Genomic DNA, 18,077 nt, shown 5'->3' on the forward strand with positions numbered 1-18,077 from the left:
GACGATGACCGCTCCGGATCCCGTGCGGATCGCGACCAGGGTCCGCAGCATCGGCGAGGAGATCGCGCTGCATCATTTCCGGCAGCTCGACCCGGCGCAGGTCAAGCAGAAGACGGGGCCCAACGACCTCGTCACCGTGGCCGACGTCGCGGTCGAGGAGGCGCTGACGGAATGGCTGTCCGCCACCTATCCCGGCACCGTGGTGCTGGGTGAGGAAGCGGTTGCGGCCGACCCATCGCTGATGTCCCTGCTGGACGGCGATCAGCCGGTATGGGTGATCGACCCCATCGACGGCACCATCAACTTCGCCACCGGCGTGCCGATGTTCGCCACCATCCTGGCCTATGTCGTGCGGGGCGAGACCCAGATGGGCTGGATCCATGATCCGGTGCAGGACCTGACCGCCGTGGCGGAGCGCGGCGGCGGTGCGCGCCTGCTGGCGAAGGGGCGGGAATTCCGCCCGGCCTGCACCGGCAATCCGCCGGCGCTGAGCCACATGACCGGCTGCGTCAATGTCCGCAGCCATGCCGATCGTGCCGCGGTGGCATCACTTGCCGCGGTGAGCGACCGCTATGCCACGCAGCTGATCCTGCGCTGCTCCGGCGTGGAATATCTCGCCGCGGCGCAGGCCCAGATCGACTTCGCCGCCTATGGCAGCATGTATCCCTGGGACCATGCCGCCGGCTGCCTGATTGTGGAGGAGGCGGGCGGCCATGCCGCGCGGCTCGACGGCACGCGCTATCGTCCGGGCCTGCCGCCGAAGCAGCACTGGCCGCTTCTGGTGGCGCAGAGCGAGGCCGGCTGGCACATGGTCCGCAACGAACTGTTCGGCAGCTGGCTGCAGCCCCGGGCCGGCGCCGCCGGGTGAGGCGGGGCCGGGCGAAGGTGGCGGCCTATTCCTCCGCCTTTGCCCGCTCTTCCACTTTTGCCCGCTCTTCCGCTTTTGCCCGCTCTTCCGCTTTTGCCCGCTCTTCCGCTTTTGCGCGGTCCCAGAGCCGGTCCATCTCGTCGAGGTTCGACTGTTCCGGGTCGCGGCCCTCGGCGCGCAGCCATGCCTCGACCCGCCGGAACCGCCTCTCGAACTTGGCATTGGTCCGGCGCAGCGCGCTGTCGGGGTCCAGGTCCCAGTGCCGGGCGAGATTGACCAGCACGAACAGCACATCGCCCAGCTCGTCTTCCAGCGCCTGCCTGTCGCTGCCGGCGGCGGCGGCGCGCAGTTCGCCGATTTCCTCGTCCAGCTTCTCCCAGACCGGGCCCGTCGACGGCCAGTCGAATCCCACCCGTGCGGCGCGCTTCTGCAGCTTCAGCGCCCGCAGCAGGGCCGGCAGGCTGGCGGGAATGCCGTCCAGGGTGCCGGCCGGCGCCGCGGTGGGATCGGCTTCCGCCTTGGCCGCGCGCTCCGCGGCCTTCTGTGCTTCCCAGTTGACGGTCTGGCTGGCGGCATCGGCGAAGCGGGCAGTGCCGAAGACATGGGGATGACGCCGCAGCATCTTGTCGGAGATCGCCTCGACCACGTCGGCGAATGCGAAGCGGCCGGCTTCCTCCGCCATGCGGCTGTGGAACACGACCTGCAGCAGCAGGTCGCCCAGTTCGTCCCGCAGATCCGCCATGTCGTCGCGCTCGATCGCGTCGGCGACCTCATAGGCCTCCTCGATCGTGTAGGGGGCGATGCTGCGGAAATCCTGCTCCAGGTCCCAGGGACAGCCGCCCTGCGGGTCGCGCAGCTGCGCCATGATGGCAAGCAGGCGCTGGATGCGGCTGCCGGACGCAGTCTCCGGGGGCTCGTCGTGGGCGGCGGAGGGGGGGCTTGCGGTGGAGGACATGGCGCCGGAGTATCGGTGGCGTTCCGGGTGGAGGCAAGCTTGGCCTGCGCCGCCGCGTCTCTGTCCCGCAGCCAAGGGCGGGGGAGGGCCCGGTGAACGCGGGGGCCGTGACCGCGCCGTCGCGCTGGCGCAGGGCATTGCGGCTGGTGCTGGTGTCGATCACCGCCATTGTTGCGGTGCTGCTGGGGCTGATTGTGCTGTTCCGGGTCCTGCCGGTGCCGGTCACCCCGTTGATGCTGATGCGCATGCCGCCGCTTCACCATCAATGGGTGCCGCTCACCGCCATCGCACCGGCCTTGCCGCGCGCCGTCGTGGCCTCGGAGGACAATCATTTCTGCAGCCATTGGGGCGTCGACGAGGAAGCATTCCGCGCGGCGGTCTCCGACTTCCTGGCCGGCCGGCCGGGGCGGGGCGGGTCCACCATCACGCAGCAGACGGCGAAGAACCTGTTTCTCTGGCCGGGTCGCAGCGCCCTGCGGAAGGCGCTGGAACTGCCGATAAGCTTTGCCATCGAACTGCTCTGGCCGAAGCGCAGGATCATCGAGGTCTATCTGAACATCGTCGAGTGGGCGCCGGGGGTCTATGGCGCGGAAGCCGCGGCCCGTCACCATTTCGACCGTGCGGCCGCGGATCTGAGCCGGCGCCAGGCGGCCCTGCTCGCGGCGGTATTGCCGAACCCCAGGGAATGGTCCGCCGGCCGCCCTTCCGGGCGGATCAGCGGACGTGCTGCCACGATCGAGCGCCGCGTCGGCCAGCTGGGACCATTGCTGGACTGCGTCACCATATCTGCCGGATAGGGAGGAAACCGCAGCACATCCAAGCGTGTTGATGAATGGTTGTTGTTGGATGCGGTGCCGCCGGCGGGTTGCCGCGGCGGGGAGAGGATGACGGCGGACGTGGCGCAGCAGGCAGAGACGATTGCATCCAATAGTGCGGCGGAGGGTAAGGGAACCCGGCGCCGCAGGATATTCGCCGTCCTGAACGCCCAGGCCGGCACCTTGCTGCACCATGGCGGTGATGCGCTTGCCGACAGGCTTCGCGACGACCTGCGGGCGGCGCACGACCTGATCGATTTCCGGCTCGCCGAACCGAAGGAGATGCAGGCGGCCATGGAGGCGGCCTTCGGATCCGATGCCGAGGTGGTGCTGGTCGGCGGCGGCGACGGCACCCTGCAGCATGCGGCCGGCATGGCGATCGAATCCGACAAGATCCTCGGCATCCTGCCTCTGGGCACGCTCAACATCCTGGCCCGCGACCTGCAGATCCCGCTGGACCTGCAGGGGGCCGCCGCGGTCCTGGCCGGCGGGGCGGTGCGGCGCATCGATGTCGCCGATGTCGGCGGCGAACTTTGCCTGCTGAAAGCGATGGCCGGCCGCCTCAGTGCGACCATCCGCCTGCGCGAGATCCAGCGCAAGCATCTGCGCGCGCTGGCCTGGCTGAAGATGGGCTGGTATGCGCTGCGCAGCCTGGTCCGGCGGCCCGGGACCCGTTTCCGCCTGACGATCGACGAGGCGGAGATGGAGGTTCGCGCCGCCGTCCTGATGGTGTCGCTCAACCGTTTCCGCGGCCGGCTGGAGCATCCCTTCGCCCGCGACAGGCTGGATGGCGGCCGGCTGGTCGTCTATGGCCTGTCCGCGAAGGCGACCCGCCGTCATGGCCGCGAGAAGTTCGTCGCTGCGCGGGACGAGGGCCTGCTGGACCGCTTCATCCTTGCGGAGGGGGAGCGGATCACCCTTGAGACGAAACGCAGCCATATCCACCTTTCCGTGGACGGCGAACTGCGGCTCTTCCCCTCGCCTGTGGAGATCCGGATCCTGCCGATGGCCCTGCAGGTGCTGATGCCGGAGGACGGCCCGGCCGGCTGAGCTGCCGGCCTGCCGGCGGAACGACAGGTCCGCGGCCGGTGTTTGTCAGGCAGTCCCCCGCGAGCGCATGGGAGCGCGCAAGGTGGAATGGCCTGCAATCTCGCACAGAAGCTCATCCGGACCCATCTGGCCGAAGGCGAAATGCGTCCGGGTACGCCGATTGGCCTGCGGATCGACCAGACCCTGACCCAGGATGCCACCGGCACCCTGGTGATGCTGGCCCTTGAGGCGCTGGATCTCGACCGGGTCCGCACCGGTCTGTCGGTGCAATATGTCGACCACAACCTGATCCAGGCCGATCATCGCAATCCCGACGACCACCTGTTCCTGGAAAGCGCCTGCCGACGGTTCGGCATCCTGTATTCCGGCCCCGGGAACGGGGTCAGCCATCCCGTCCATATGCAGCGCTTCGGCCGCCCTGGTCAGTCGCTCCTGGGCTCGGACAGCCATAGCTGTGCCGCCGGCGCGCTCGGCATGCTGGCGATCGGCGCCGGCGGCCTGGACGTGGCGATGGCGATGGCCGGCGAACCCTATCGCATCGCGATGCCCGAGGTCTGGGGCATTGAGCTGACCGGACGGCTGCCCGACTGGGTCAGTGCGAAGGACGTGATCCTGGAAATGCTGCGTCGCCACGGCGTGGATGGCGGGACCGGGCGGATCATCGAGTATCACGGTCCCGGGCTGGACGGCCTCAGCGCCATGGATCGCCACGTCATCGCCAATATGGGGGCGGAACTCGGCGCCACGACGACGGTCTTCCCCGCCGACGATGCGGTGCGCCGCTTTCTGGCCGCCGAAGGGCGGGAAGCGGCGTTCGACCCGGTCGCGGCCGACCCGGATGCCGGCTACGACGTCACCGACCGGATCGACCTCTCCGAACTGGAGCCGTTGATCGCGCGGCCGAGCAGCCCGGGCAACGTGGTCCCGGTGCGCGAAGTCGCCGGGGCGCCGATCTACCAGGCCTATATCGGTTCCTCCGCCAATCCCGGCTATCGCGACTTTGCGGTGGCGGCCGCCATTCTGAAGGGGCGGCAGGTCGATCCGACGGTCTCCCTGGACGTGAACCCGACCTCGCGCCGCCTGCTGGTCAGCCTGGCGCAGGCCGACCACCTCTCCACCCTGATCCGCGCCGGTGCGCGCCTGCACCAGGCGGGCTGCAACGGCTGCATCGGCATGGGGCAGGCGCCGGCCAGCGGGCGCAACAGCCTGCGCACCGTGCCGCGGAACTTTCCCGGCCGTTCGGGCACCCGCGAGGACAGCGTCTTCCTGTGCAGTCCGGAGACCGCGGCGGCCTCGGCACTGGAGGGCAGGATCACGGACCCCCGCGACCTCGGAAGCGCCTGTCCCGATATTGAGGCGGAGCCTCCGGTCACGCGGGTTGCCATGACCGAATGCCCGCCCGGATCGGAGGCGGGACCCGGCGTAGAGTTGCGGAAGGGGCCGAACATCGTCTCCCTGCCGCGCTTCGATCCCTTGCCCGACCGGCTGGAGCTGCCGATCCTGCTGGCTGCCGGCGACGACCTCTCAACGGACGAGATCCTGCCCGCCGGGTCCGAGATACTGCCCTTCCGCAGCAATATCCCGAAGATCGCCGAATTCACCTTTTCCGCCGTCGATTCCAGCTATCCGCAACGCAGCGAGGAGGCGCGCGATGGCGGTGGCCACGCGGTTCTGGGCGGGCGCAACTACGGGCAGGGGTCCAGCCGCGAACATGCGGCCCTGGCACCGCGCTACCTGGGCCTGCGGGCGGTGCTGGCCCGCTCCTTCGCGCGCCTGCATCGCGCCAACCTGATCAACTACGGGGTGCTGCCGCTGCAGCTCGACGGTGCCGCGCAGAGCCTGGAGCGCGGCGACCTGCTGTGCCTGGAGGGCCTGCGGGAGGCCGTCGGCGATCGGGACAGCATCGAGGCGGCGGTGAAAGGCAGGCAGCAGCGCATCAGCCTGCAGCTGCGCGCCACCGGGACGGAGCGCGAGATCCTGTTGGCGGGCGGGCGCATCAACCTGGCCCGTGCGGCCTGAGGAAGCGAGGAGAGCATGCCGCGCACCAGCCTGGAATTGCCCGGGCAGGTCGAGCATCTGTCGATTCTGGACGAGGACGGAGTCGTCGACGAGGCATTGGAGCCCGAGATCGACGAAGACCTGCTGATCGCCATGCACAGAGGCATGCTGCGGGCGCGCCGCTTCGACGAGCGGCTTCTGACCCTGCAGCGGCAGGGGCGGATCGGCACCTTCGCGCCCGTTCACGGCCAGGAGGCGGCGCAGATCGGCGTGGGGGCCGTGCTCGGCGACGACGACTGGCTGGTGCCCTCGTTCCGGGAGACCGCGATCCAGCTCTGGCGCGGGCTGCCGATGACGGGGATCCTGCTGTTCAACGCCGGCTACAATGAGGGCGGCGCGATACCGGAGGGCCAGAACACCCTGCCGATCGCCATCCCGGTCGGGACGCAGCTGCCGCATGCCGTCGGCATCGCCCATGGCATGGCCCTGCGGGGGGCGGGGACCCTGGCCTGTACCTATTTCGGTGACGGTGCCACCTCCACCGGCGACTTCCACGAGGCGATGAACTTCGCCGCAGTCTATGGCTGCCCTGTCCTGTTCGTCTGCCAGAACAACCATTGGGCGATTTCCACCCCGCGCGACCGGCAGACGGCCACGACCACCCTGGCGCAGAAGGCCCTCGCCTATGGCATGCCCGGCCTGCAGGTCGATGGCAACGACGTGCTGGCGGTCCATTGCGCAGCGACCGAGGCCGCAGCGCGGGCACGGGACGGGGAGGGACCGACCCTGATCGAATGCGTGACCTACCGGATGTCGGTCCACACCACCGCGGACGATCCGTCGAAATACCGCGACGAGGAAGAGGTCGAGCGCTGGCAGGAGCGGGACCCGCTGATCCGCTTCGCCACCTACCTCCGCGGCAAGGCACTGCTGAGCGACGACGATGTCGAGAGCATGGAGGCGGAGATCGCGGAGGAGATCGACACGGCCTGGGACGAGGTGAGCGCCCGGATCGAGGATCCGCCCGAGCCTGCGTCGATGTTCGACCATCTTCTCGCCGAGCCGCCGGAGGCGCTGTTGGTGCAGCGCCGCCAGGCAGGTGCCGGGCACGGCACGGACAGGGATGACAATGATGGCTGAACGCAACCTGATCGAAGCCCTGAACCTGGCCCTGCGGCAGGAAATGGAACGCGACGGGGATGTCCTGCTGATGGGCGAGGATGTCGGCGTCGATGGCGGCGTGTTCCGGCTGACCGACGGGCTGCTCGACCGGTTCGGCGCGGGACGGGTGATGGACACCCCGTTGGCGGAGGGCGCCATCGCCGGGATGGCGATCGGCCTGGCCGTCTACGGGATGCGGCCGGTGGCAGAGATGCAGTTCTCCGGCTTTTCCTACCTCGCGCTGGCCCAGATGGAGAACCATGCCGCGCGGCTGCGCTGGCGGTCGCGCGGCCGCTTCACCGTGCCGATGGTGCTGCGCATGCCCTATGGCGGCGGCGTGCATGCGCTGGAACACCATTCCGAGAGCAAGGAGGTGTTCTACGCGCATATCCCGGGTCTGAAGATGGTGATCCCCTCCGGCCCGCGAAACGGTCGTGCCCTGCTGCTCTCAGCGATTCGGGATCCGGATCCGGTGGTGTTCTTCGAGCCGAAGCGGATCTATCGCGCGTTCCGGGAGGAGGTGCCCGATGCGGAGGAGGTGCTGCCCCTGGGCGAGGCACGCACCGCGCGGAACGGCGATGACATCACCATCGTCACCTATGGGGCGATGCTGCAGCCCGTGCTGCAGGCCGCCGGCCGTCTGGAGCAGGAGGACGGTGTCCAGGCCCATGTGATCGATCTGCAGACGATCGCACCGCTGGATATCGCGCCGGTGGCGGAATCGGTGCGCCGCTGCGGCCGGGCCGTCGTGGTGCATGAAGCGCATCGCAGCTTCGGCCCGGGTGCGGAGATCGTCGCCCGCCTGGTCGAGGAGGCGTTCTGGCGGCTTGAGGCGCCGGTCCGGCGGGTTACCGGATACGACGTGCACATTCCCTATTTCGCGCGGGAAGAGGCCTACCTGCCGGATGCGGAGCGGGTCCTGGCGGCCGCCCGCGAGACCCTGAACGTGGAGGCCTGATCCCGATGGCCGAGAACTTTGTGCTGCGCGATCCGGGCGAGGGGATCCACGAAGCGGAGATCGTCGAGCTGCACGTCCAGGCCGGCGACCGGGTGTCGGACGGCGACACCCTGATGGTGGTCGAGACCGACAAGGCCGCCACAGAGATCCCGGCACCCTTCAGCGGCACCATCGTCGACCTCCGCGTCGAAGAAGGCGATACCGTGCAGGTGGGCGAGACGCTGCTGAGCTACGAGACCGGCGAGGCGGAAGGGGGTGCCCGGCAGGAGGACGGCGGCGAGGCAGAGCAGGGCGACGACCGGCCGGTGCAACAGGGGGTGGACACCGGGGCGAAGGATTCCGACCCTGGCGCCGCGGGCGGCGAGAAGGCCTCCGCCAGGTCGGGGAGGCAAAATCCCGAACCGGCGAAGGACAGGGCGAAGGCGAAGTCCGGCAAGACCCGCTCCGGCAAGACCGGCCAGGGCGACGAAGAGGCGGCGGACGCTGACGAGCACGGCGATGAGGAAGCCGGCGAAGGCGGCGATCGCCGTCGGGTGGCGCGACAGGCGGCAACCCGGCGGGAAAAGAGCCGCCAGGCTGAAGAGGAGGCACATGGCGGAGCGCCGGCCGGGGATGGCGCGGGGGATGATGACGGCAAGAGCAGCGGCCGCCCGGTTGCGGCTGCCCCCGCCACCCGACGCCTGGCACGCGAACTGTCTGTGTCCCTGCAGGCCGTAGAAGGCAGCGGGCCCGACGGCCGGGTAACAGCGGAGGATGTCCGCCGGCATGCCGGCCAACGGCGCAGGGCGGAAGAAGAAGGCGGGGAAGGTCGGCAGGACCGGCGCCTGAAGCTGCGCTCGGTACGGCGCGCCACCGCGCGTCGGATGGCGCAGTCCTGGCGCGAGATTCCCCATGTGCTGCATGAGGATGTCGCCGATATCACGGAACTGGAGCGCTATCGCCGGGCCCGCCAGCAACGTGTGTCCGACCTGGGCGGCAGCCTGACCCTGACCGCCTTCGCGCTGAAGGCGGCGGCGGCGGCGTTGCGCCGCTACCCGCGCTTCAATGCCAGCCTCGACGTCGACGCGGAGGAGATCGTGCTGCACGCACGGGCGGACATCGCCGTTGCAGTGGCGACCGATCGCGGCCTGCTGACCCCGGTGATCCGGGATGTCGGCGCCAAGAGCCTGCTCGACCTCAGCCTGGAACTGCCGGACCTGGCACGGCGGGCGCGGGACGGGGAGCTGAAGCGCGCGGAGATGCAGGGCGGCACCTTCACCCTGACCAATCCGGGCCCGATCGGCGGCACCGGATTTGCGCCGATCATCAATCCGCCGCAGGCCGCCATCCTGGGCCTGGCCCGGGCGCAGCTGAAGCCGGTGGTGGACGGCGACCTCGCGCAGTGGGAACTTGTCCCGCGGTTGCTGCTGCCGCTCTGCCTGGCGTTCGACCATCGCCTGAACGACGGTGCCGATGCCGCGCATTTCCTGGCCCATGTCGGCAGGCTGCTCTCGGACCCCGGCGAGGTTCTCCTGGAGGGCTGATTGCGTTGGCAGCCTTCCGCGGGCGCGGGCAGAGAGCGATGGGACAAGGGGGATTGCCGCGATGATCGAAGCCGTGATTGCCGACTGGCACCGGTTCACCCATGGAGAGCTGGAGGGCGGCCTGGACCGGTTGCTGGCGGAGGACTGCGTCTTCCATTCGCCGGTGGTGCACACGCCGCAGGTCGGCCGGGAGAAGACCCGGACCTATCTGCTGGCCGCCTGCCTGGCCTTCGGCGGCGAGGTGACCGACTGGCGCACCGGCATCGGGCGCCTCGGACCCGGCTTCCGCTATGTGCGGGAGATCGCCGCCGGCAATGCGGCGGTGCTGGAGTTCGAATGTGAGATCGACGGCGTCCATGTCAACGGCATCGACCTGATCACCTGCGACGCCGAGGGCCGTATCGTCGATTTCAAGGTGATGGTCCGGCCGCTGCAGGGGATCAACGCGATCCATGCCCGGATGGGCGGGATCCTGCAGCAAATGAAAACGGCCGGGGCGGTCTAGGGGAGCCCATGGATTGCTGTGCGGGACAGGCCGCCCCCGTATATCTAATAATCGCATAATGTATATTATGGAAAGCACAGGACGATCCAGAAAGTCCTGCATTCTCAGACCCTTGGCGCTTCCGCTACGCTGCCATCCCAACGAAACATGATGGAAGCGCCCTCAATGAGCACGGACATGAGCACCGACGAGGTCCTGATCGTCGAACGACGCGGCCCCGTCGACTGGGTCACCCTGAACCGGCCCGACCGGCTGAACGCCCTGAATTTCGCCCTGGTCGATGCGGTGCGCAGCTATTTCGAGGATCTGCGCCGCAACCGCGACACGCGGATCGTCGTGCTGCGCGGCGCCGGCCGTGCCTTCTGCGCCGGCTTCGACATGGCGCCGGATTCCGACGTCGCCCAGAGCATTGCCCAGAACCGCAGCCCGAACGCCATCTGGGAGATCCAGAACCGTTTCTCCGACATCTGCCGGGCCATGCGCCGCTGCCCGCAGCCGATCATCGCCCTGATGCATGGCGCGGCCTGCGGTGGCGGCTTCTCCCTCTCCCTGGCCAGCGACATCCGCATCGCTGCCGAGACCGCGAAGATGAACGCTGCCTATATCAAGATCGGCCTGACAGGATGCGATATGGGCTCGTCCTATTTCCTGCCGCGCCTGGTCGGCGCCTCTATGGCGGCGGAGATCATCCTGACCGGCCGCTTCGTCTCGGCCGAGGAAGCGCTGGCGATGCGCCTGGTGTCGCGCGTGGTGCCGGAAGCCGGGCTGGATGCGGCGGCACAGCCCCTGATCGACCATATGCTGGCGACCGCGCCGCTTGGCCTGCGGATGTCCAAGGAGGCCCTGAACCTGTCGATCGACGCGCCCAGCCTGGACGCGGTGATGGCCGTAGAGGACCGCCACCAGGCCCTGCTGTCGCATTCCGAGGATGCCAGGGAAGCGATCGACGCCTTCCTGGAAAAGCGCGCACCGGTCTACCAGGACAGATGAGAAAAATCACCTAAAGTGATGTAATCGCTTCCTCTTTTCCGGCTTCACCAGCCTCCGTTCGGGGGGCGGCCCGGTCCGGCGGGAAGGTCAGGATCACCCTGGTCCCGGCGCCCAGTGCCGTCTCGATCACCAGGTCGGCGCCATGGCTTGCGGCGATCCGGTCGACGATCGCCAGGCCGAGGCCGGAGCCGCCGGCCTCGGCGACAAAGGGGTCGTCGCTGTTCCGGGTGAAGGGCTCGCGCAGCTGGTCGAGCTTCGCGGGGTCCATGCCGATGCCGGTATCGGTGACCTGCAGCTGCGGCGCGCCCTCCGGCGTGCGCCGCAGCGCGACCTCCACCTGGCCGCCGGCCGGCGTATAGGAGATCGCGTTGCGCAGCAGGTTGGAGACCAGGATCCGCAGTTTCACCCGGTCGACCCAGGCGGCGGGACCGGCCTGCGCGTCCACCGTCAGGGCCAGCCCCTTCCGCTCCGCCTCCGCCGCCACCTCCGCGATGCATTCGTCGACCAGGGCGCCGAGGTCCGTCGTTTCCAGGGTGAGCTGGACCTGATCGAGTTCATAGGCCGAGAGGTCGAGCAGCTGCTGGACCAGTTCCAGCATCCGGCGGTTGCTGCGCAGGATCAGGCCGGCATATTCCCGATAGCGGGGCTGCCCGACCGGGCCGAACTGCTCCTCGGCGATCAGTTCGGCAAAGCCGCCGATGCTGTTCAGCGGCGTGCGCAGCTCGTGGCTCATGCTGGCAAGGAACAGTGTCTTGGCGTGGTTGGCGCGCCGGGCCTCCTGCAGCAGGCCCAGATTGTGCGCCCGCTGACGGTCCAGCTCGGCCAGCGCTGCCTCGATGGCGGCCTCCGTCTCCTCCAGTTCGCTGAAGGTGCCGAACCGCCCGCTGCGTTCCGGCGGCGGCGGGCCGCGTTTCAGGTACTGGTTGGCCAGAGCCCGCAGGGTGGCGAAGCGCCGGTCGACCAGCCGCCAGAGCAGCATGCCGGCCAGGCACCAGAACAGGGTGAGGCCCAGGGCCAGCAGCACGATGGAACGGGTCAGCTCCCCGAACCAGCCGAACAGGTCGGATGCCGGTACCGCGGCGCCGACGATCCAGTCGCCCTGCTCCGACCGGATGCGCTGTGCCAGCACCAGGCGGCTTTCTCCGTCGGGACCTTCGACCTCCAGGACATCGCCGATCCCGGCATCCTCGGCCGCCAGCCGCTCCACCACCGTTTCGAGCGCCGGGTCGTCGAGTTCCGCCAGGTCGCGGAGCCTCCTGCCGCCATCCCCGTCCAGGGTCATCGCCGGATGGCTGATCGCCCGTCCCTTCGGATCGAGCAGGAAGGCATAGCCGGTCTTGCCGACGGTCAGCCCGCCGACGAAAGCCTGCAGCGAGGCGAGCGAGACATCGGCCCCCACCACGCCCAGAGGCGATCCGTCCGCCCTGTCGACACGGATCCCGCTGCTGATCCCGGGCTGCTGCGAGGTATAGAACGGATAGGGTTCGGTCCAGAACACGCCCTGCCCCGCCATTGCCGGCGCGAACCAGGGCCGTTCGCGCGGGTCGTAGGGGTCGGACAGGCCCAGGTCGCGCTGCCGGATGATGTCGAAGCCGGCATCGCGCAGGCGGGTCTGCGAACTGCGGCCGCCGGGCGCCTCGCGCATCAGGCGGGAGAAGTAGACCGCCTCGCCCTCCAGTTCCGGTGCCTCGCGGGTGACGAAGACGAAGGCGCCCCGGACGGTGCCGAAATAGATCCCTGTGATCTCCGGATTGATCTCCAGGATCTCCAGGAAATAGCGTTCCAGGACGTCGAAGTCTTCGGTCCGGAGGATCGTCGCCTCGGCCAGGTTGCGGCTGAGCAGCGCCACCCGGGACAGCCGGCCGATGAAGGCCTGGCTGTGGTCCGCCACGTTATCCACCGTCCCCTGCATCGAGGAATCGGCGAAGCTCCGCTGGTCGGCCTGTGCAAGTTCCCAGGCCACGGCCAGGAAGATCGCCGTCGAGGCGATGTGGATGACCAGCAGGCTGCCGACGATGAGCAGCCGGAGGGACTTGATCCTCATCTGCCGGCGCTGCGGGGGGGCATGCAGCCTGGCCGCAGCGGACAGGCAGGCTTTGTGTCACGCATCTCGGGTGGTTCCGGACGGTCGGGCGGCCGGCGCTCGGCCAGGAAGTGCAACGATGCACCAGCTTCGCGCTGGCGGGAATATCCAGACACCGGCCCGATGCGCATGGCGGGGGCGCAAATCTGCAAGGCCCTCTGAACGACCCGCTGCAACTCCATGGAATTACGGGGGAATCATCAAACAGCAATGCCGGTTTCCGGCATTGCGGCACCCCCTTGCCTGAAAGCCGTTCGGAAATTATGAATGGCCTTCAAATCTCGGGGCAAGGGACCCGGCGAAGCAGGGAGTAGAGGCAGGTTTGGGCGCCGGAGCCAGTCAGCTCGTGACCCGCAGCGAAAGGGTCAAGCAGAAGGAGCGCCTGCTTCTGGAAGCGGCGCGCGCCGTCTTCGTGGAGAAGGGCTATGACGGCGCCAGGGTGACGGAGATCGCCCGCCGAGCGGGGATCTCCGACGGTGCGCTCTATTCCTACTACAAGGCGAAGAGCGACCTGATGCAGGCGGTCCTGGCGGAGTTCTGGGCCGGGCTGACGGACGGCGCCCTCACCGCCGTGGCGTCCGAGGCGGACAGCTTTGCGCAGCTTCGCGCCCTCGCCCGCTACCATCTGGCGGCGCTGATCGCCAATTTCGATTTCATCAACCTGACCTTCGCGCTGCGGCGCACCGGCGAGGAACTGGCGGCATCGCGCGAGAAGATGCGCCGCTATGCCGCCGTCTTCGACGAGGTGTTCCGGCGCGGCATGGACCGGGGCGTCATCGACCCGAAGGCGAACCTGCGTGCCGTGCGGGACAGCTTCTTCGGCAGCCTGGAATATTCCGCCCGCTCCATCGTGCAGCGCAGCCGTCGCCATCCCGGCGATGCCGAGGCGGCGGTGGACAATGTGATCGGCCAGATCCGGGCCTGCTACGGTCTGCCCGCCAGCGGCGCGGCGGAGCCGCGGACCGCGCCGGCGGATGCAGTGATGACCCGGCTGGAAGCCCTGGCCGTTTCCCTGGAACGGTCGGCGAACCAGCTTGCGGGCCTTGCCTCACAGGCGGCCGGGCCGGGCGGTTGCGGCGATGCCATCCAATCTACCATCCAGAAAGACAGCAGTGGAGAAACGACATGAAGCTTGATTCGACCGTATCCGCCGTGATCACCGGCGGCGCATCGGGCCTGGGTGCGGCGACCGCCCGGAAGCTGGCGGAATTTGGCGTGAAGGTGGCGCTGTTCGACCTGAACGACGAGAAGGGCGAGGCGCTGGCGAAGGAACTGGGCGGCGTCTTCGCCCATGTCGACGTCACCAAGGAGGACGATGTCGATGCCGGCTTCGCCAAGGCGCGCGCCGCAATCGGCCAGGAGCGGATCCTGATCAACTGCGCCGGCACCGGCGAGGCGATCAAGACCGCCTCGCGCGACAAGAAGAGCGGCGAGATCAGGCATTTCCCGCTCGACCGTTTCGACCGGATCATCCAGATCAACCTGGTCGGCACCTTCCGCTGCATCGCCAAGTCGGCGGCGGGGATGATGACCCTGGACCCGGTGGACGGCGAGCGCGGCGCGATGGTGAACACCGCCTCGGTGGCGGCAGAGGACGGCCAGGTCGGCCAGGCCTCCTATTCCGCATCGAAGGGCGGCATCATCGGCATGACCCTGCCGATCGCCCGCGACCTGGCCGCCGAGCTGATCCGGGTGAACACCATCCTGCCCGGCATCTTCGACACGCCGCTGCTGCAGGGCGCGCCGGACAATGTGAAGCGGGCGCTGGCCGCACAGGTGCCGAACCCGGCACGGCTGGGCGCTCCGGAGGAATATGCCTCGCTGGCGGTCGAGATGTGCCGCAACGGCTATTTCAATGGCGAGGATGTCCGCCTGGACGGCGCCATCCGCATGGCGCCGCGCTGACTTCCCGCCGAACCCCGAACTCTGAGACAAGACACGCGATCAAGGAGACGTCCAATGCCTGAGGCATATATCATCGACGCCTGCCGCACCCCCCGCGGCATCGGCAAGGTGGGCAAGGGTGCCCTCGCCCATCTGCACCCGCAGCATCTCGGCGCCACCGTCCTGAAGGCGCTGGCGGAGCGCAACGACCTCAACACGGCCGAGGTCGACGACGTGATCTGGGGCACCTCCACCCAGCGCGGCGCGCAGGGCTGCGACCTGGGCCGCATGGCGGCGCTGGACGCCGGCTATGACATCAAGGCGTCCGGCGTGACCCTGGACCGCTTCTGCGGCTCGGGCATCACCTCGGTGAACCTGGCCGCGGCCCAGGTGATGTCGGGCATGGAGGACCTGGTGATCGCCGGCGGCACGGAGATGATGAGCTACACCGCCGCCACCGCCGATCCGAACACGCCGCCGATGCTGGATGCCGGCAACCTGCACCTGCGCAAGCTGCACCCGCAGACCCAGCAAGGTGTCTGCGCCGATGCCATCGCCACGATGGAGGGCATCGACCGGCGTGCGGTGGACGAGCTGGCGCTGGTCTCCCAGCAGCGGGCGGCGCAGGCGATCAAGGAGAACCGCTTCGCCAAGTCCCTGGTCACCGTCTACAACGAGGATGGCAGCGTCGCCCTGGACCATGAGGAGTTCCCGCGGCCCGAGACGACGATGGAAGGCCTGTCGCAGCTGAAGACCGTGTTCGACAAGTGGGCCTCGATCCCGGTCGACGACAGCGGCGCCACCTATGGCGACATGATCTACCGCAAGTACAGCGACCTGGGGCCGATGAACCATGTCCACCATGCCGGCAATTCCTCCGGCGTGGTCGACGGCGCCGCCGCCCTGCTGCTGGCCTCGAAGGACTATGCGGCGAAGAACGGCCTGAAGCCGCGGGCGCGCATCGTGGCGACCGCGAATATGGGCGACTGCCCGACCCTGATGCTGAACGCGCCCGTGCCGGCGGCGGAGAAAGCGCTGGCGAAGGCCGGCCTGACCAAGGACGATATCGACCTGTGGGAGATCAACGAGGCCTTCGCCGTGGTGGCGGAGCGCTTCATCCGCAAGCTCGGCCTCGACCGCGAAAAGGTCAACGTGAATGGCGGCGCGATGGCGCTGGGCCATCCGATCGGCGCCACCGGCTCGATCCTGATCGGCACCGTGCTGGACGAGCTGGAGCGGCGCGACCTGAAGCGCGGCCTGGTCACCATGTGCGCCGGCGGCGGCATGGCGCCGGCGATCATCATCGAGCGGGTCTGACCTGCAGATGCGACCGGGGGCGCGGCTTTGACCGCGCCCCCGTCATTCTTTCCAGGCTCTCCTGCCCGGGTTCAGGCGGCGGGCTTCATCTCCGCCGGCACGACCTCGCCATCCTCGACGATCAGCCTGTCGTCGAGCCAGAGGGTGCAGTTGCGCATCGGCAGGTCCAGGTGGCAGGGCGTGTCGTTGTCGCCGCCGAACTCCGTGTCCGGCCCCATCGAGAACAGCACATTGCCGTAATGGGCGCGGCCGTCCATGCCGATGCCCGGCAGGTCGGGGTCCCAGACGCAGGCATCGTTCAGCCCCCAGCCGATATGCGACAGGGCATAGGCCCTGGGATCGTCATAGCCCTCGATGAAGGCGCGCAGCTCGGCCGCCTCCCGGCCGCCGTTGATCTCCCGCACCCAGCCGTCGCGGATCACGAACTCCACCGGCTCCGTCAGCGCCCTTTTCTGTGGGAACAGCAGGTCGCCGCGGTCCATCACCACCCTGCCCTCCACGCCGCCATCCGCTGCCAGGGTGGCCAGGAAGCCGCCGGGCCAATGGTCCCAGCGGCCGGGCGTCACGGTATAGCCGTACTCCGTCAGGATCGATTTGCCTGCCAGGCGGTAGGTGACGTCGGTGCCGGCCCGGTTGACGAAACGCAGGCTGGAGGCGTCGGCCAGCAGCCGCTCGCCGGCTTCCACCCGGGCGCGCAGCGCTTTCGTCGGGAACAGGCGTTGCAGGACCTCTACCGGTTCCACCACCATCAGGATCCGGCTGCCGGCCTTCTGCATCTCGATCTGCTCGCGGCTGAACAGCAGCAGCATATGATCGATCACCATGTCGGCATCCTTGCAGGCCTGCATGGCGGCGGGATGCTGCGACAGCGGGTTCTGGCCGATATTGGCGATCCGCTGGCTGGCATCCATCGCCGTGTCCGACGGCACGTTGACGTCGACCGCCTCCGCCCCCAGGGCGCGGACCGCCGCCAGCGAGGCTTCGGCATAGTCGCGCAGCTGCCCGCCCTCCGACAGGACCGCGACGGTCTGGCCGGGGCCGATCTCGCACAGGCGGTAGTTGTCTGTGAACAGCTTCACCAGGCCGGCATGATCCGTCACGGGTTCCATTCTGCTCCTCCCCTACCGGTTTCGGCGGCCGTACCTGCGGGGTGCCGCCAGCAGTGCGGAATTCGAGCATGGCCCGCGCGGCGGCGGCAAGGCGCCGGTCTTGGACGGGTGCGCACGAAAGCCGGTCCCTGTCCGGGGCGGAACGCCCGGCCCCCGCCAGCCGTTGTCGCGACAGGACGCCCGGTGCAGTCTGCCGGGCCGCGTCATCCAGTCTGGAGGTTTCCACCATGTTCGATCGGACCCGTCGTGCCGCAGCGACCCCTTCCACGGGGATTGCCGCCATGGCCATCAGCGTCATGACCTTGAGCGCCGTGGCAGGGATGCCGTCCGTCGCCGGCGCCCAGGACATGCAGAAGCCCGCCACCGCCAACATGGTCAACCGTGAGGGCGACCTGGTTGCAAAGGTGAGCCTCACGCCCATGGCACAGGGCACCCGGGTGGTGCTGTCCGCCAATGCCCTGCCGCCCGGCGTCCATGCCTTCCACATCCACCAGACCGGGAGCTGCGACCCCGGCACCGGGTTCAAGTCGGCCGGCGGCCACTTCAATCCCACCGGTACCGAACATGGCTGGGACAATCCCAAGGGCCATCACGCCGGCGACCTGCCGAACGTGCATGTCGGCGAGAACGGCGTCGTCGCCGTCGAGTTCTTTGCCACCGGCCTGACCCTCGACGGCGGCGAAGGGGGCCTTTTCGATGACGACGGTGCGGCCGTGGTGATGCATCAGGGTGCCGACGACTATGCCACCGATCCTGCGGGCGCCGCCGGCGAGCGGATCGCCTGCGGTGTGATCAATCAGGGCGGCTGATCGGCCCGAACCATCGGGCCCGGGGGGAAGCCCTTTGCGGCAGGGCCGCCTT

16 protein-coding genes are annotated in these 18,077 nt (G+C 68.8%); 13 read left to right on the forward strand and 3 right to left on the reverse strand.

The window, feature by feature from the left end:
- Positions 1 to 4: 4 nt before the first annotated feature.
- Positions 5 to 868, forward strand: a complete 864-nt coding sequence (locus tag ACFOGJ_RS01725; protein WP_379897674.1) for an inositol monophosphatase family protein — start codon at positions 5 to 7, stop codon at positions 866 to 868.
- A gap of 25 nt (positions 869 to 893) precedes the next feature.
- Here the strand turns inward: ACFOGJ_RS01725 and mazG are convergent, their stop codons facing one another.
- Positions 894 to 1,823 carry a nucleoside triphosphate pyrophosphohydrolase gene (mazG, locus tag ACFOGJ_RS01730; protein WP_379897675.1) on the reverse strand — a complete coding sequence of 310 codons (930 nt, stop codon included), beginning with the start codon at positions 1,821 to 1,823 and terminating at the stop codon, positions 894 to 896.
- 92 nt (positions 1,824 to 1,915) lie between these two features.
- On the opposite strand from mazG, the gene mtgA reads away from it, so the two are divergent.
- The 8 genes from mtgA (at position 1,916) to ACFOGJ_RS01770 (ending at position 10,823) form a co-directional block, all read left to right on the forward strand.
- Complete coding sequence (gene mtgA, locus ACFOGJ_RS01735) at positions 1,916 to 2,620, forward strand: monofunctional biosynthetic peptidoglycan transglycosylase (RefSeq protein ID WP_379897676.1); 705 nt, start codon at positions 1,916 to 1,918, stop codon at positions 2,618 to 2,620.
- 87 nt (positions 2,621 to 2,707) lie between these two features.
- Complete coding sequence (locus ACFOGJ_RS01740) at positions 2,708 to 3,688, forward strand: diacylglycerol/lipid kinase family protein (RefSeq protein WP_379897677.1); 981 nt, start codon at positions 2,708 to 2,710, stop codon at positions 3,686 to 3,688.
- An 87-nt stretch (positions 3,689 to 3,775) separates the two neighbouring features.
- A complete protein-coding gene (locus tag ACFOGJ_RS01745; RefSeq protein WP_379897679.1) occupies positions 3,776 to 5,707 on the forward strand; it encodes an aconitate hydratase in 1,932 nt (643 codons plus the stop codon).
- Positions 5,708 to 5,722: 15 nt separating this feature from the next.
- Positions 5,723 to 6,826: a pyruvate dehydrogenase (acetyl-transferring) E1 component subunit alpha gene (gene pdhA, locus ACFOGJ_RS01750; RefSeq protein ID WP_379897680.1), complete on the forward strand. Its 1,104-nt coding sequence runs from the start codon at positions 5,723 to 5,725 to the stop codon at positions 6,824 to 6,826.
- Positions 6,819 to 7,805 carry an alpha-ketoacid dehydrogenase subunit beta gene (locus ACFOGJ_RS01755; protein ID WP_379897681.1) on the forward strand — a complete coding sequence of 329 codons (987 nt, stop codon included), beginning with the start codon at positions 6,819 to 6,821 and terminating at the stop codon, positions 7,803 to 7,805. The genes pdhA and ACFOGJ_RS01755 overlap by 8 nt, the downstream gene beginning before the upstream one ends.
- Before the next feature lie 5 nt (positions 7,806 to 7,810).
- Positions 7,811 to 9,328 (forward strand): dihydrolipoamide acetyltransferase family protein, encoded by a 1,518-nt coding sequence (locus ACFOGJ_RS01760; RefSeq protein WP_379897682.1) that lies wholly within the window; start codon positions 7,811 to 7,813, stop codon positions 9,326 to 9,328.
- A gap of 61 nt (positions 9,329 to 9,389) precedes the next feature.
- Positions 9,390 to 9,833 carry a nuclear transport factor 2 family protein gene (locus ACFOGJ_RS01765; protein WP_379897683.1) on the forward strand — a complete coding sequence of 148 codons (444 nt, stop codon included), beginning with the start codon at positions 9,390 to 9,392 and terminating at the stop codon, positions 9,831 to 9,833.
- A 177-nt stretch (positions 9,834 to 10,010) separates the two neighbouring features.
- Positions 10,011 to 10,823: an enoyl-CoA hydratase/isomerase family protein gene (locus ACFOGJ_RS01770; protein ID WP_379897684.1), complete on the forward strand. Its 813-nt coding sequence runs from the start codon at positions 10,011 to 10,013 to the stop codon at positions 10,821 to 10,823.
- A gap of 10 nt (positions 10,824 to 10,833) precedes the next feature.
- Here ACFOGJ_RS01770 and ACFOGJ_RS01775 read toward each other — a convergent pair whose 3' ends face one another.
- Positions 10,834 to 12,867 carry a sensor histidine kinase gene (locus tag ACFOGJ_RS01775; RefSeq protein WP_379897685.1) on the reverse strand — a complete coding sequence of 678 codons (2,034 nt, stop codon included), beginning with the start codon at positions 12,865 to 12,867 and terminating at the stop codon, positions 10,834 to 10,836.
- 385 nt (positions 12,868 to 13,252) lie between these two features.
- Between ACFOGJ_RS01775 and ACFOGJ_RS01780 the strand changes: the two genes are divergently transcribed.
- Genes ACFOGJ_RS01780 through ACFOGJ_RS01790 form a run of 3 tightly spaced genes read left to right on the forward strand, consistent with a single transcriptional unit; the run spans position 13,253 to position 16,107 of the window.
- Positions 13,253 to 14,035 (forward strand): TetR/AcrR family transcriptional regulator, encoded by a 783-nt coding sequence (locus ACFOGJ_RS01780; protein WP_379897686.1) that lies wholly within the window; start codon positions 13,253 to 13,255, stop codon positions 14,033 to 14,035.
- Positions 14,032 to 14,811, forward strand: a complete 780-nt coding sequence (locus tag ACFOGJ_RS01785) for an SDR family NAD(P)-dependent oxidoreductase (protein WP_379897687.1) — start codon at positions 14,032 to 14,034, stop codon at positions 14,809 to 14,811. Before ACFOGJ_RS01780 ends, ACFOGJ_RS01785 begins: the two co-directional genes overlap by 4 nt.
- A 54-nt stretch (positions 14,812 to 14,865) precedes the next feature.
- Entirely contained in the window at positions 14,866 to 16,107 is a 1,242-nt protein-coding gene (locus ACFOGJ_RS01790) for an acetyl-CoA C-acetyltransferase (RefSeq protein ID WP_379897688.1), read from the forward strand.
- A 71-nt stretch (positions 16,108 to 16,178) separates the two neighbouring features.
- On the opposite strand, the gene ACFOGJ_RS01795 is transcribed toward ACFOGJ_RS01790, so the two are convergent.
- Positions 16,179 to 17,216: a leucyl aminopeptidase gene (locus ACFOGJ_RS01795; protein ID WP_379897689.1), complete on the reverse strand. Its 1,038-nt coding sequence runs from the start codon at positions 17,214 to 17,216 to the stop codon at positions 16,179 to 16,181.
- Positions 17,217 to 17,497: 281 nt separating this feature from the next.
- Here ACFOGJ_RS01795 and ACFOGJ_RS01800 point away from each other — a divergent pair, with 281 nt between their 5' ends.
- Positions 17,498 to 18,025 (forward strand): superoxide dismutase family protein, encoded by a 528-nt coding sequence (locus tag ACFOGJ_RS01800; RefSeq protein WP_379897690.1) that lies wholly within the window; start codon positions 17,498 to 17,500, stop codon positions 18,023 to 18,025.
- The last annotated feature ends 52 nt before the right edge of the window (positions 18,026 to 18,077 follow it).

This window comes from Marinibaculum pumilum (assembly GCF_042646425.1).
Taxonomy (GTDB): domain Bacteria; phylum Pseudomonadota; class Alphaproteobacteria; order Ferrovibrionales; family Ferrovibrionaceae; genus Marinibaculum; species Marinibaculum pumilum.